The sequence below is a fragment of the Arthrobacter sp. SPG23 genome, assembly GCF_000876655.1.
Lineage (GTDB): Bacteria > Actinomycetota > Actinomycetes > Actinomycetales > Micrococcaceae > Arthrobacter.
In genome coordinates this window covers 140,188-152,418 of sequence record NZ_JYCN01000017.1, presented here as the reverse complement: position 1 = coordinate 152,418, position 12,231 = coordinate 140,188, and the positions used below count along the sequence as shown (strand labels likewise).

The following is a 12,231-nucleotide window of genomic DNA, read 5'->3' as shown; positions in this document are numbered from 1 at the left end:
CTGGCTGGCAGGGGCTCAGCCGGAAGCTGCGCCGTCGGACGGCGCTTTGCCGAGCCGGTAGCGAAGCTCGACGATTCCCCTGCCCATGGTGCTGGACGCCGCCAGCTCCAGCGGCCGGGTGGGCCCTGTCCTGATGGGCAGCACGGGCTTTCCGGCACCAAGTACCACCGGGATGATGGAAACGATGATTTCGTCCAGCAGGCCGGCATCGGCGAACTGGGCCGCGAGCTCTCCCCCGCCAACCAGCCAGATGTTGTTGCCGGCCGCCTCAGCGGTGAAATCGTCCATGAACTCTCGGACGTCGCCGCGGACGAACGTGACGTCCGCGCCCCGGGGCGCCGAGTGTTCATGGTGCGTGAAGACCCAGCACGGGGTGTCCGGGTACGGCCAGTTGCCCGGCTCATGCTCCATCAGCCAGGCGTAGGTGTCCCCGCCCATCACAATGCAGCCGACCTCGGCCATAAAGGCTTCGTAGCTTTCCCGGCCGCCCTCGAACCCGTCGAACTGGAGGAGCCATGCCAGGTTGTCATCGGGCGTGGCGATGAATCCGTCGAGGGATGAGGCCACGAAGTACTGGAGTCTGGACATGGCCCCAGCCTAGTCATTTGGACTCCGGGTTCCCATACTCCACGCGGACGCCGGGATCATCGCGGAGCACCACCACCTTGCCGCTCCGGAGCGTCCAGCCCTCGTTGAGCAGGAAGATACGTCCGCCGCTGACCACGAGCAGCCGCAGGCCGCTGTACTGGTACACCGGATGTTCCGCCGTGCCGCTGGATTGTTCGGTGACGTTGGGTGCGCTGATGCCCAGCCGGTCCTTGCTGTAGACAACTGCGGTGGGCAGGAGCGCGGACCGTTGCTCGTAGCTCACCGCAAGTCCCCGGCCCAGGGCCTGGGCGTAGTCGGACGTTCCCCAGAAGAGCAGGAGTGTCACCAGGCAGAAGATGAGCGTCTTCTCGGACCCGCGGGACAGTGCGGCGAGGCTGCGTCCCGGTGCGTCCGCGGACCGCCGCCAAAGGCTCAGGCCCCAGGCCGCCAGAAGGACGCCGCCGGCCATAACGTACGGCACGAACAAGACGGTGCGTTCAGGCTGGAGAATCACCACCAGCCACATGGTTGCCGCACAGGCCAGTCCGGCAACCAGTATTGCCGCGGCGAGCCTCCGGATGCCCGCGCCCCGGCCGGCAGTGAGGCGTCCGGCCAGGAACCTGTCCACGGAAAGCCATATGGCAGCCACAATCAGCAGCCAGACCAGCGGGATGAACAGGGACGGGATGCTCCTGAGGACAAAATCCTGCACGGTGTAGCCGAAGAGGCTGACGTCCAGCCCCATGGCCTTTGCCTGGGCATCCGTCCGCGCCCAGCCGAAATAGACCAGCAGGGCTGTCGCAATGGTCAGTGGCGGCCCGATGACCGCCAGCATGTCCACGGCACGTTTCCAGCGGGGGTCGGCCTCGGGTTCGCCGGTCATGGCGTCGCTCCTGCCGGCGTCTCCGGCGGCGGCGAGGAAGTGTCAGGGGGTGGGGTGGGCGGTGTGGTTGGCGTGGGGCCGGGAACGGGCGGTGTCGGGTCGGCGTAGAGGAGCGCGGCTTCACCGGAGACGGGCGGCGTGGCTACGACTGCCACGGTGGCGGACGTGGCGCCGGAAGCGGCCGGCGGGGCATAAAACTCGAAGGGACCGAACGGCGTGCCTTGGACATCGACCGGGTTGCCGTCCACCAGGACTTTGTCCACGTTCACGAAGAACCCCTCAAGCCGCACTTTGGCGCCGCCGCCGAAAGGAACGGATGGCGGGGCGGCGCCGGCGGAAGGCCCGTCGAGGACCGTTAAGCCGGTCAGCTGCCGGGGGCAGTCGTCCCCTGCCCCGGCGGCATTTACGAGGAGCTGGACTCCCGGGTGGGCGGTCCGCAGGGCGACTGCCTGATGCAGCGATTCCGTGACCTTGATTTCCCAGCACCGCCCGGGCGGCAGGCCGGGAACCCCGGCCAGCGCGGCCTGTGCCTGCTGCCAGTCCGCGGGCAGGTCCGTGGCCAGTGCCTGGCACGTGGCCTCCGCGGCCTTCCAGACAGCAGGAAACGCCGTGTTCAGCGTTGACTCGCGAAGACCGGCGCAGTCACGGTTGCGCAGGAGCTCGTAGAGCGTCCCCTCTGGCGGATCGGTGGGTGCGGCCGGTCCGATGGGGACCCACCGGATGACAGGGCCACCGGCTACGGGCGGGCCGTCTGCCGGACCGGGCAACGGCGCAGCCGTGGGCGGATTCGCGCTGGAGGAGGTGGTGGCGGCGGGCTCCGGCGCGGGAGGTGCCGCCGTCGTCGTCGTACTTGCCTGCGATTCCGGTGGCGCGGAAGGCTGAGCGGCGCATCCGACGGCGAGGACCAGGAGGCACAACGCCGCTGCGGTTCCTGGGAGTCGGGCCGCAGGCCGAGCTGCTGCCCCGGTTTGACTGTGCATGAGAGACCCACCTGCTTGCGGTTCCCGGCAGGGGAACCGGCCTGGATAAACCCTTCGGGATGGCTCCCGGCACCGGCCGGCCGCGGAGCCGGACCAAACACGCTGAAACAGTGTTAACTATTCCCCCGTTGGGTGATATCCGCCAGAGCAGTCCCGTGCGCTCCAGGGGTAACGGCCTGTGGCTACTTGCTGAAGTAAGGAATGATCAGGTAAAGGCCGAACAGCACCGCCAGGCCGCACAGCCCGAAGCAGGCGTAGGCGAGCGATTTCATCCACCGCGGCGTAGCCTGCTCGGGATCACCGGCGATGGCGGTAAAACGGACCCCGACGGAGTAAAGGACCACCACCGTCACGGCGGCCAGCAGCGTGGCACCGGCCACCTGGACCAATTCCAACCATTTCATTTAGTTGCCACCCTTCAGCTTGTTGGCGCGGCTGGCGGCCAGTGCCTTCTTCTTGCGGAAGCGGACGGCCTGCCCTGCTTCCTCGACCTCCACGGCGTTGTGGTGGCCCACATGGGACTTGCGGGAGTGGAGGAACATGAACAGCACTGCACCGGTCCCGGCAACGGCGGCAATGATTACCCCCACGGGTCCGGTCATCACGAGCAGGGCGGTCAGGGCACCGACGATTCCGGCGGCCGGGAGGGTGAAAAGCCAGCCGACGGCGATGCGACCGGCAGTGCCCCAGCGCACCGAGGTGCCCTTGCGGCCAAGCCCGGAACCAATCACTGATCCGGAGGCCACCTGGGTGGTGGACAGCGCGAAGCCCAGGTGCGAGGACGCGAGAATGGCCGAGGCCGTGCTGGCTTCCGCTGCGAAGCCCTGGGCGGGCTTGACGTCGGTGAGGCCCGAGCCCATGGTGCGGATGATCCGCCAGCCGCCGGCATACGTGCCGATGGCAATGGCGAACGCACAGGCTGCAATGACCCAGAACTGCGGGCCTGAGCCCGGCGCCTGCGTTCCGGCGGCGATGAGCACCAGGGTGATGATGCCCATGGTCTTCTGCGCATCGTTGGTGCCGTGCGCCAGGGCCACCAGGCTGGACGTGAAGATCTGGCCGGTTCGGAAACCACCGCGCTTCTGCGTGAGCTTGCTGCCGGTCTCAGGATCGTGACGGGACGTCAGCGCGTACGCAAGGCGGGTACAGACGTAGGCCACTCCGCCGGCGATGACCGGGGCGAAGATGGCGGGAAGGATGACCTTCTGCATGAGGGATTCGAAGTTCACCGAATGGATGCCGATGCCGGCGATCGCGGCCCCGATCAGCCCGCCGAAGAGGGCGTGCGACGAACTAGACGGCAGGCCCTTCAGCCACGTGATCATGTTCCAAAGGATGGCGCCCATCAGACCGGCGAAAATGATGTCCGGGGTGATCTGAATGCCGTCTGAACCTTCCTTGATGATTCCGCCGGAAACCGTCTTGGCCACTTCCGTGGAAAGGAACGCTCCGACCAGGTTCAGGACTGCTGCCAAGGCAACTGCCGTCTTGGGTTTGATGGCACCGGTGGCGATGGGCGTAGCCATTGCATTGGCGGTGTCATGAAAGCCGTTGGTGAAGTCGAAAAAAAGTGCCAGCGCTATTACCAGCGCCACCATGAAGGTGATTTCCACCTGTTGCCCAATCTGCAGAGTCGACGGTCAGCAGTTCCACTTCCCCGTGCCCTGTCCGCACGCAGCATTACCCGGATGTTTGCCGGAGATTCACGTGTTGTTGTTCGGAAGGGGCTTGAAACCCTAACGATCGTACGCGTCAACGCCCTGAGGACAAAACAACCAGCGGTCAAAGGAAAGCACGCACGGCCTCCAGTTCAGCGCGGGACAATCCCCGTCTGGGATGCGGTGAAATCAGCAGCAGTCTCCTGCCGAGGACGGACGCCCACGCGCGGGCCTCAGCTTCGAAATCGAGTTGGTCGTCGATCCACACGGCACGGTCCGGTGCCGACGCCTCGATGTCCCGTTGCAGGGCCTGCAGCTTCCACCAGCCACCGCCGCCGCCCAATCCATCGCTGGCAAGGACGGGCCATTCCCGTCCTGCCAGCCCGATGGCGGGGCACAGGTAGTCCGGCGCCATCTCCTCCCAGCTGGTAAGCCAGACGCACCGGAGGCCGGGTGTCACGGCCAGCGCGTTGAGGGATTCCACGAGCTCCCCGGCGTACGTCACTTCAAGAAGGCCGGCGTCGGAGGTCCGCCACGGGCTCCCCCAGTCCGTGGCCCCGGCGGCCCCGAACGGGCAAATCACGCCGTCCACGTCCAGGTAGAGGGAGACATTCCTCACGGCCGCGTCCTCTCGTCCAGGAGCCCCACCAAAAACGTTACCGAGGGGCCGTGGGGCGGGCAATACGGCACCAAACGGAAAAGTACCGGACACAGAATGGTGTCCGGCACTTTTCAGGGTGCTGCGCTATGCCTGGGGCGGAAGATCAGGCGGGGACTTTCGCCGCCGCTGCCGCGCTCTTGGCGGCGGGAACTCCCTCGCCCTCCTGGCCGTACAGCCAGTCGTTGTACTGGAAGTCGTTGTCCTTGCGGCTCTTGAAGAGCAGGTTACGCAGTGTGCGGGCCAGGCCGGAGACGTGCCACGATTCGCCCCAGACGCGGGCGGTGCGCTGGACGCGGGCGGTGCGGCCGGCGCGGATGTTGTTGAACTCCTTGATGGCACCGTCCCAGGCGTCCGGGTTGACGCCTTCGGCGGTGAAGACAGTGCCCATGCTCGCGTCCTGCAGCACGGCGGCGTCCTCAAGCGCCTGGCAGGCGCCCTGGGCGAGGTACTGGAGCATCGGGTGCGCTGCGTCGCCCATCAGCACCATCCGGCCGGCAACCCAGTTTTCGATCGGGTCGCGGTCGTACATGGGCCAGCGGATGCCGGTAGCCAGGTTCTTCAGAGCTTCCTGAACGACCGGGACGCAGTCCTTGTAGGCTGCCTCTAGCTCGTCCACTCCGCCGTACTGCTCAACACCGGCTTCGAAGGACGGCGACTTGAAGACGGCCACTGTGTTCAGCAGCTCGCCCTTGCGCAGCGGGTACTGCACCAGGTGGCAGTCGGGGCCGAGGTAGACGATGACGTCCTCAAGGTCGGCCTTGGGGGTGTTCTCGGTGATCGGCACCGTGCCGCGGTAGGCGACGTAGGCCGAGGAGACGGGCTCGTCGTTGGCCACGAGCGGGCGGAGGGTGGACCGGAGACCGTCGGCACCAATCACGACGTCGGCTTCGTAGTCAACGCCTGCGGCTGTGTGCGCCACGCCTCGGCCGTTCACGGTTTCGACGCTCTCAACCATGACGTCGTTGACGAGCGTGACGCCGGCAGCTTCGCAGCCTTCGAGCAGGACCCGGTGCAGGTCGCTGCGGTGGATCACGACGTAGGGTGCGCCGTAGCGTTCCTCGAATCCCGCGCCGAGGGTCTGGCGGGTGAGCTCCTCGCCGGTGACGGCGTCGCGGAAGACCAGGTGCTTGGGCTGGACACCGATTTCCAGCGCTTTCTCAAGCAGTCCCCAGCGCCGAAGGACGCGGGAGGCGTTGGGGGCCATCTGCAGGCCCGCGCCGACCTCGCCGAATTCCGGAGCGCGCTCCACGAGGGTGACGTTGGCGCCGTTTTCACGCAGCGCGAGGGCTCCGGCCAGTCCGGCCATTCCCCCTCCGATGACGAGGACATCGGTGGACGTGGCGTGCTCAGACATTGCTTACTCCTGTTGGTGAGGGTGAGGGTGAGAGTTTCGACTTGAGTTTGATGCCGACGGCGGCCAGCAGGACCGCTGCAATGGCGGCTGCACCGGCGAAGGCGAGGAAATTGGAATTGACGCCGAGTCCGGCAGCGAGGAGGAGTCCGCCCACCTGGGGCGCGACGACGGCGCCGATACGGCCCGTCCCCAGCGCCCAACCCAGGGCGGTTCCCCGCAGGTGGCCGGGGTAGTGGCTTGCGACGGCGGCGATGATGAGGCACTGCGTGCCGTGGGTGCCGACGCCGGCAAGGACCAGCATGAGGTACACGACGGTGACGGACGGTCCCGTGATGAGGACCACCAGCGCGACGGCGGCGACGGCGGCCGCTGCGATGGCAGTCGGCACCGGACCGAAGCGGGTCCCGGCCCAGGCCGTGATGACCGAACCGGCCACCGCACCCAGGTTGAGGGCCAACGCGAAGGTCAGGGCGGAACCGAGGTTGTAACCCGCCAGCTGCATCAGGTTGGGCAGCCAGGTTCCGAGTCCGTACCAGGCGAACAGGGTGGCGATCGTCGCCAGGGCAAACAGCATGCTGACGCCCAGGTACGGGGCGCGGAGCAAGGAGGAGAAACCGGACGGTTCCTTCATCGTGCCGGCACTGCCCGCAGCCTTGCGGGCGGCCTTCTCGGCCGCACTGACCGGCACCAGCGTCTCCGGGAGGTATTTCAGTCCCAGCGGCACCACGATCACCAGGGCCAGCACGGCCACGAGGAACATGGCCTGCCACCCGAAGGCTGGAATCAGCTGGATGCCGACAAGGGCGGCGATGGATCCGCCGATCGGTACACCGGACATCATCAGGGTGGCAATGGTGGACCGCCACTTGGTGGGGACGAGTTCAGCAACGAGGGCGTTCGCCGAGGGCACCAGGCCGCCAAGCCCGATGCCGGCGAGGAGCCGCAGGCCGCCGAAGACGGCAGCGTTGGGAGCGAAGGCACAGAGGGCGGTGAAGACCGAGAAGACCACGGCGCACCCCAGAATGGTGCGGCGTCGACCCCACGAGTCAGCCATCCGGCCGGCGAAGATCGCTCCGATCATCATGCCGAGGAAGGCCATGGACCCGATGGTCCCGGCGGTGGCCTTGTTCAGGCCCCAGCCGGTCTCGGAGATCAGCGAAGACTGGACAGTGCCGTAGACGATGAGATCGTAGCCATCGAAGACCACCAACAGCCAGCAGACGAGGACGGCCGCGGCCGACGCTTTGGAAAACCGCGAATGCAGGCCCATCAGCGGAAGTGGGGACGGGATCCCCTTGAGAGGACCGTTGCGGCGCTGCAGCGGAAGTTGTGTGATTCATGCCACTACTGTCATGGCCAGGGAAGGTGAACCACAATAGAATTCTGATGTGCAGAAACAGCAAACCCCCAAACCGGCATCCAGATCAGCCCGGAAACCAGTGCAGAAGCGGCCCACCTATTCCATTGAGGCGGTCGACAACGCGCTGCAGCTCCTGCAGCTGCTCCGTGACGGTGGAGCGCTGCGCCTCAAGGACGCCGCCGAGGAGCTGGGCGTGGCCCCTTCCACTGCCCACCGCCTCCTGGCAATGCTGGTTTACCGGGGTTTCGCCGTCCAGGATGAAACCCGGCGCTATGTGCCCGGCCCGGCAATGGGCGTGGGGCCGGCGGGGCTGAGCTGGACCCGGCTGCTTCGCTCGCTCGCCCAGCCGCACATGGAACTGCTCTCCGCGCAGCTGAACGAGACCGTCAACCTCATGGTGAGGGTGGGTACGAAAGTACGTTTCCTGGGCACCGTGGAAGGGAACAACGTGTTGCGGGTCGGTGACCGGCAGGGAACGGTGATGCCCGCCAACAGGACCTCCGGGGGCAAGGCCATGCTCGCCGAACTGGATGTTCCCATGATCGACCAGCTCTTCCGCAGCAACAACGCAGAGATCGGCGGGGACACCATCGCGGCTGCGGAGTACCCGGCATTCCTGCGCGAGCTGGAGTCGATCCGCAACAACGGCTTCGCCGCCAACTTCGAAGGAACCGAGGAAGGTGTGAGCGCCCTCGGGATCGCCCTGCACAACAGGCACGGGAAGGTGGTGGGCGCGCTCAGCGTGGCCACCCCCGCGACCCGCTTCCGCAGGGTGTTTGACGCCGGGCTGGTGCCCGCCCTGCGGGAAACCTGCCGGCAGCTGGAAATCGACATCGCAGCAAATCCGGCCGAGCCGGACTGAACACCGGGCAAGGCGCCCGCAGGTCCCGCCGTCGGACCGCTCAGTCAATTCTGCCCAGCAGAATATGTTGGGGGTCACACCACGGCATCCGTAGAGTCGAACTACGCCAAGAACCGTTCTGACCTATCGAGGAGGCCCACGTGTCCATCAGCGCCGAGAACACGACTCATGAATCAGTGGCCGCGGGGCACACTGCTCCGGAGCCGACGCCCGAAGAAGCTGCCCAGCTGAAAGAGCTGTACCGGGATTTTGACCGGGAGAACCTGATTCCTTTGTGGACTGAGATCGCGGATTTGATGCCGATGGTCCCGTCCCCGAAGGCGGTGCCGCATGTGTGGCGCTGGAGCGACCTGTATCCGCTGGCCGCCCGTGCCGGTGACCTGGTGCCCGTGGGCCGCGGCGGGGAACGCCGCGCCATTGCCCTGGCCAACCCCGGCCTTGCCGGTACCCCGTACGCCACCCCGACGCTGTGGGCTGCGATCCAGTACCTCGGTGCCCGCGAGACCGCCCCGGAGCACCGCCACTCGCAGAACGCCTTCCGCTTCGTCGTCGAGGGCGAAGGCGTGTGGACCGTGGTGAACGGGGACCCGGTCCGGATGTCCCGCGGTGATTTCCTGCTGACCCCGGGCTGGAACTTCCACGGCCACCACAATGACACTGATGAGCCGATGGCCTGGATCGACGGGCTGGACATTCCGTTCGTGCACTACGCCGACGCGGGGTTCTTCGAGTTCGGCACCGAACGGGTCACCGATGAGGCCACCCCGGACATCTCCCGCTCCGAGCGGCTCTGGGCCCACCCGGGGCTGCGTCCGCTTTCGGGCCTGGATGACACCACCAGCTCCCCCATCGCGGCGTACCGCTGGGAATACACCGACCGGGCCCTGCGCGAGCAGCTTTTGCTTGAGGACGAGGGCCACCCGGCCACCGTGTCCCAGGGCCACGCCGCCGTCCGGTACACGAACCCCACCACGGGCGGGGACGTGATGCCCACCATCCGGGCCGAGTTCCATCGCCTCCGCACCGGCGCGTCCACCCAGGGCGTCCGTGAGGTCGGCTCCAGCGTCTGGCAGGTCTTCGAAGGAACCGGTTCCGTGGTCCTGAACGGCGAAACCAGGAACCTGGAAAAGGGCGACCTTTTCGTTGTCCCGTCCTGGGCCGAGTGGTCCCTGCAGGCCGGGAGCGAATTCGACCTCTTCCGGTTCAGTGACGCCCCCATTTTCGAACGACTGAACTTCAACCGCACCTACATCGAAGGACGCAAGAACGCATGAGACTCCTCACCCTCCGCACCGGCAACGGCACGACCCGGGCTGTCCGCCAGGACGGGACCACCCTGACCGAAATCGACGGGTTCTCCGATGTGGGAGCGCTCCTGAAGGATTCCGCCTGGGAGTCCATCGCCGCCGCCGCGAACGGCGCGACGCATCCGGCCGAGGGCGCCGACCTCGCCCCGGTGGTCCCGTTCCCGGGCAAGATCATCTGTGTGGGCCACAACTACCGGAACCACATCAAGGAAATGGGCCGGGAAATCCCGGAGTACCCCACCCTGTTCGCGAAGTACCAGGAATCCCTCATCGGCCCCAACGATGACCTGGCGCTGCCGCAGGAATCGGACACCGTGGACTGGGAAGCCGAACTCGCCGTGGTGATCGGCAAGAAGGGCCGCCGGATCAGCGAAGCCGACGCCAAGGACCACATCGCCGGGTACTCCGTGCTGAACGATGTGTCCATGCGCGACTACCAGTTCCGCACCATCCAGTGGCTCCAGGGCAAGACCTGGGAGAACTCCACCCCGTTCGGCCCCGCCCTGGTCACCCAGGATGAGTTCACCGCAGGTCCCCTGATGACCTCGGCCGTGGACGGCGAGGTCCAGCAGAGCACCCCCACCGGGGACCTCGTGTTCACCCCGGAGTTCCTGGTCTCCTACATCTCCACGATCATCACGCTGAACCCCGGGGATGTGATCGCGACCGGCACCCCCGGCGGCGTCGGCCACGCCCAGGATCCCAAGCGCTACCTGCAGGAAGGCCAGATCCTGGTCACCACCATCGAGGGCCTGGGCCAGCTGAGCAACCGCGTGGTCAAGGAAGCCTGATGGTCGCCCGCCACGACCAGACCACCGACCCGCAGCTCCTTGAGGGTTTGCTGCAGGCACGGCGGGGCACGGCGTTCTTCGCCCGCAAGCTCAACGAGCTCTCCGACGCGGACCTCGATGGGGACTCGCTGCTGCCGGGCTGGACCCGGCGGCACGTAACGGCCCACATCGGCTACAACGCGCGGGCCATCGCGCGGCTCATCGAGTGGGCAGCCACCGGCGTGGAGACGCCCATGTACGCCTCCACGTCGGTGCGCGACCACGAAATCAATTTCGGGGCAACCCTTCCGCCGATCGCGCTGCGGCACCTGTTCGACCACTCCGCCGTGCACCTGAACGTCGAATGGCGGGACCTCCCGGCAGAAGCCTGGCACCACAAAGTCAAAACAGCCCAGGGCCGGATCGTCCCGGCCGAGGAAACCGTGTGGATGCGGACCCGCGAAGTCTGGGTCCACGCCGTGGACCTGGACAACGGCGCCACCTTCACCGACATCCCCGCCCCCGTCCTGTCCCGGCTTTTGGCGGACATCACCAGTGCCTGGCACACCCGCGGCACCGACACCGGCCTGCTCATCAAAGTCACCGACCAGCCGGGCGGGATGACCTTCGGCGACACAACCGCCGAAGCACCAACAGTAATCTCCGGCCCGCTCGCCGCCATCACCCAATGGGCCACCGGCCGCGGCACCCACGGTGTGACGGCAACGAGCACCGCAGCACCAGCCGGCACGGGAACGGACGCCGCTCCACCGGCGTCGGACGCTGACCTGCCCGAGGTGCCCGCAGCACCGAAGTGGATCTAGCGCCGAGGACCTGGTGTCCGGAGCGGCAGTGAAGCGCGACGGCGACTTCCGCACATGGCGATGGCCCCCTCCTCGGAGGGGGCCATCGCCATGCACTGACAGTGCCCGCTATTCCTCGTGCTTGACCTTGTGGACCCTGGTGACCACCGTGGGGCACGGAACACGCAGCAGAACCGCGTGGGCCGTGGAGCCAAGGACAAGGCGGCTGAATCCCCCGCGTCCGCGGCTGCCGATGACCAGGAGGCGCGCGTTCGCAGCGGCCTCTACGAGAGCCTTGGCCGGATCGGTGTCCTTGTCCAGCACCTGATTCACCACCAGGTCCGGGTATTTATCCCGCAGCCCGGCGACCGACTCGGCAAGCACAATCTTGTCCTCTTCTTCAATGACCTCCGCCAGCCCGCTGGCCGGCATCCCGCTCTGCACCCAGCGGGCGGGGCGGCGGAAAGCCAGCACGGCAGTCAGTTCGTCCCCTTCGCGGTCCGCTTCAGCCGCAGCAAACGCAACGGCCTGCAGGGACTCCTCGGAGCCGTCCACGCCCACCACAACGCCGCGGCCCTCAGGCCCCTGGTCCTGCGGAATAACCGCCACGGGACTGTCCGAGGCCGTAACGACCTGAAGGGCCCGGTCGGTCATCGGTCCTCCGTCGGCCCAGTGGCGGTGGTGGGATCCGATGACCACCATGGCGGCGTCTTTGGACATTTCCTTCAGTGCGGCGCCGGCGCTGCCGTGCCGCAGCTGCACGTCGACGGCCACGTCCGGTTCCTTCTTGGCGGCATCCTCCTGCACCTGCCTCAGGAGCTCCATGCCTGATTCCCTGATCAGTTCGTGGTACTGGAAGTCCGGCGACATCCACCGGTCATCCACCGCATGGACGGCGATCACCGGAAACTTGAGCCTGGCTGCCCGGTGGAGCGACCACGACATTGCGGCCTCACTTCCGGTGGAGCCGTTGATGCCGACGACGATTGGTTTGCTCATTCTGAA

General features: G+C 66.8%; 13 protein-coding genes. 4 read left to right on the top strand and 9 right to left on the bottom strand.

Annotated elements, in window-relative coordinates:
* Nucleotides 1-15: 15 nt before the first annotated feature.
* The 8 genes from TV39_RS10540 to TV39_RS10505 form a co-directional block, all read right to left on the bottom strand.
* On the bottom strand, nt 16-588 hold the full coding sequence (locus tag TV39_RS10540) for a dihydrofolate reductase family protein (RefSeq protein ID WP_043481372.1): 573 nt from the start codon (nt 586-588) through the stop codon (nt 16-18).
* 13 nt (nt 589-601) lie between these two features.
* The gene (locus TV39_RS10535; RefSeq protein ID WP_043481369.1) at nt 602-1,471 is read right to left on the bottom strand and encodes a hypothetical protein; all 870 of its coding nucleotides are present in this window, start codon (nt 1,469-1,471) and stop codon (nt 602-604) included.
* Nucleotides 1,468-2,238, bottom strand: coding sequence for a hypothetical protein (locus TV39_RS10530; RefSeq protein ID WP_052500560.1), 771 nt, complete (start codon nt 2,236-2,238; stop codon nt 1,468-1,470). The genes TV39_RS10535 and TV39_RS10530 overlap by 4 nt, the downstream gene beginning before the upstream one ends.
* A gap of 395 nt (nt 2,239-2,633) precedes the next feature.
* On the bottom strand, nt 2,634-2,855 hold the full coding sequence (locus TV39_RS10525) for a hypothetical protein (RefSeq protein WP_043481366.1): 222 nt from the start codon (nt 2,853-2,855) through the stop codon (nt 2,634-2,636).
* The gene (locus tag TV39_RS10520) at nt 2,856-4,064 is read right to left on the bottom strand and encodes an inorganic phosphate transporter (protein WP_043481364.1); all 1,209 of its coding nucleotides are present in this window, start codon (nt 4,062-4,064) and stop codon (nt 2,856-2,858) included. It abuts the gene before it with no gap.
* Between the two features lie 169 nt (nt 4,065-4,233).
* A complete protein-coding gene (locus TV39_RS10515) occupies nt 4,234-4,728 on the bottom strand; it encodes an HAD domain-containing protein (RefSeq protein WP_043481362.1) in 495 nt (164 codons plus the stop codon).
* 145 nt (nt 4,729-4,873) lie between these two features.
* Complete coding sequence (locus TV39_RS10510; protein WP_043481360.1) at nt 4,874-6,124, bottom strand: FAD-dependent oxidoreductase; 1,251 nt, start codon at nt 6,122-6,124, stop codon at nt 4,874-4,876.
* On the bottom strand, nt 6,117-7,394 hold the full coding sequence (locus TV39_RS10505) for an MFS transporter (protein WP_043481358.1): 1,278 nt from the start codon (nt 7,392-7,394) through the stop codon (nt 6,117-6,119). The genes TV39_RS10510 and TV39_RS10505 overlap by 8 nt, the downstream gene beginning before the upstream one ends.
* Nucleotides 7,395-7,512: 118 nt before the next feature.
* On the opposite strand from TV39_RS10505, the gene TV39_RS10500 reads away from it, so the two are divergent.
* The 4 genes from TV39_RS10500 to TV39_RS10485 all read left to right on the top strand — a co-directional run bounded on the left by TV39_RS10500 (nt 7,513) and on the right by TV39_RS10485 (nt 11,247).
* Entirely contained in the window at nt 7,513-8,346 is an 834-nt protein-coding gene (locus TV39_RS10500) for an IclR family transcriptional regulator (RefSeq protein ID WP_043481356.1), read from the top strand.
* 140 nt (nt 8,347-8,486) lie between these two features.
* Nucleotides 8,487-9,620: a cupin domain-containing protein gene (locus tag TV39_RS10495; protein ID WP_043481354.1), complete on the top strand. Its 1,134-nt coding sequence runs from the start codon at nt 8,487-8,489 to the stop codon at nt 9,618-9,620.
* On the top strand, nt 9,617-10,444 hold the full coding sequence (locus tag TV39_RS10490) for a fumarylacetoacetate hydrolase family protein (RefSeq protein WP_043481352.1): 828 nt from the start codon (nt 9,617-9,619) through the stop codon (nt 10,442-10,444). Before TV39_RS10495 ends, TV39_RS10490 begins: the two co-directional genes overlap by 4 nt.
* Complete coding sequence (locus TV39_RS10485) at nt 10,444-11,247, top strand: maleylpyruvate isomerase family mycothiol-dependent enzyme (RefSeq protein WP_043481350.1); 804 nt, start codon at nt 10,444-10,446, stop codon at nt 11,245-11,247. Before TV39_RS10490 ends, TV39_RS10485 begins: the two co-directional genes overlap by 1 nt.
* Nucleotides 11,248-11,355: 108 nt before the next feature.
* On the opposite strand, the gene TV39_RS10480 is transcribed toward TV39_RS10485, so the two are convergent.
* On the bottom strand, nt 11,356-12,225 hold the full coding sequence (locus tag TV39_RS10480) for a universal stress protein (protein WP_043481348.1): 870 nt from the start codon (nt 12,223-12,225) through the stop codon (nt 11,356-11,358).
* Nucleotides 12,226-12,231 lie beyond the last annotated feature (6 nt).

Bases quoted from the DNA above. Each gene is read 5' to 3' on its own strand.
- TV39_RS10540 (WP_043481372.1), bottom strand. From the start codon at position 588: ATGTCCAGACTCCAGTACTTCGTGGCCTCATCCCTCGACGGATTCATC.
- TV39_RS10535 (WP_043481369.1), bottom strand. From the start codon at position 1,471: ATGACCGGCGAACCCGAGGCCGACCCCCGCTGGAAACGTGCCGTGGAC.
- TV39_RS10525 (WP_043481366.1), bottom strand. From the start codon at position 2,855: ATGAAATGGTTGGAATTGGTCCAGGTGGCCGGTGCCACGCTGCTGGCC.
- TV39_RS10510 (WP_043481360.1), bottom strand. From the start codon at position 6,124: ATGTCTGAGCACGCCACGTCCACCGATGTCCTCGTCATCGGAGGGGGA.
- TV39_RS10505 (WP_043481358.1), bottom strand. From the start codon at position 7,394: ATGGGCCTGCATTCGCGGTTTTCCAAAGCGTCGGCCGCGGCCGTCCTC.
- TV39_RS10490 (WP_043481352.1), top strand. From the start codon at position 9,617: ATGAGACTCCTCACCCTCCGCACCGGCAACGGCACGACCCGGGCTGTC.
- TV39_RS10485 (WP_043481350.1), top strand. From the start codon at position 10,444: ATGGTCGCCCGCCACGACCAGACCACCGACCCGCAGCTCCTTGAGGGT.
- TV39_RS10480 (WP_043481348.1), bottom strand. From the start codon at position 12,225: ATGAGCAAACCAATCGTCGTCGGCATCAACGGCTCCACCGGAAGTGAG.